Source organism: Campylobacter concisus (assembly GCF_002913745.1).
Taxonomy (GTDB): Bacteria; Campylobacterota; Campylobacteria; order Campylobacterales; family Campylobacteraceae; genus Campylobacter_A; species Campylobacter_A concisus_R.
In genome coordinates this window covers 1-947 of sequence record NZ_PPCG01000012.1, presented here as the reverse complement: position 1 = coordinate 947, position 947 = coordinate 1, and the positions used below count along the sequence as shown (strand labels likewise).

General features: G+C 37.1%; 2 protein-coding genes. One reads left to right on the top strand and one right to left on the bottom strand.

Going from position 1 to position 947, the window contains the following annotated elements; all coding sequences use genetic code 11:
* The coding region (locus CYO90_RS00925; protein ID WP_258030611.1) for an NAD(P)/FAD-dependent oxidoreductase at positions 1-628 on the top strand (628 nt) is incomplete at its 5' end.
* Between the two features lie 31 nt (positions 629-659).
* Here the strand turns inward: CYO90_RS00925 and CYO90_RS00920 are convergent.
* On the bottom strand, positions 660-947 hold a 288-nt coding region (locus CYO90_RS00920; RefSeq protein WP_141090531.1), incomplete at its 5' end, for a hypothetical protein.

Genomic DNA, 947 nt, shown 5'->3' with positions numbered 1-947 from the left:
TGCCCCTGCTCTTGTTGGCTTTAGCTTGCAAAAAGATGAGTTTTGGTTTAAAGAGCTTAGTGGTGTTAGTCTAAGTGCTGATGTAGTGATAAATGGCAAAAATGAGAGCTATAAATTTAGTGGCGATCTGCTTTTTACACATAGAGGCATAAGCGGTCCAGCGATACTAAATGCTTCACTTTTTTGGCAAAAGGGGCGAATTTGCATAAATTTTTTGCCTAAATTTAGTGAGAAAAATTTAGTAAATGGCAAAAAGCAACTTAGCTCGGTTTTGCCTTTGCCAAAGAGATTTGTGCTGGAGTTTTTAAGAAATTTTGGTTTAAAAGATAGAGCTTATTATGAATTGAATGATGATGAAAAGAGCATCATAAAAAGGCTTTTTGCATATCATTTTGCTCCAGCTGGGACATTTGGCTTTGAAAGGGCTGAAGTTACAAAAGGTGGCGTGAAAACTATATTTTTAGATGAAAATTTAGAGTGTAAAAGCGTAAAAGGGCTTTATTTTATAGGAGAGGTTTTAGATATCACTGGTATGCTTGGAGGATATAACTTGCATCTTGCCTTTGCAAGTGCTCTAAAGGTAGCTAGCGCTTTAAAAAATAACCAATCAAATAGAAGTGAAATTTAGCTAGTGGCAGCTAAAACTGCCACTAAATTTATTATTTCTCGCTTAGATACTCTTGCAAGCTTTTTACTTCAAGTGCTTTGCCAGTTTGAACTGTGCTTAGCGACTTGGCAGCTGCAAGTGCTGCACGGATAGTTGTAAAATATGGAATTTTAAATCTAAGCACATTTTGGCGGATCTTTTTGCCATCATCCACGCTTGATTTAGTATCGCTTGTATTTATAACAAGTGCTATGTCGCCGTTTTTGAGCCTATCTTCAACGTTTGGTCTGCCCTCACTTATCTTATAGACAAACTCAGCCTCAACGCCAGCTTTGCTTAA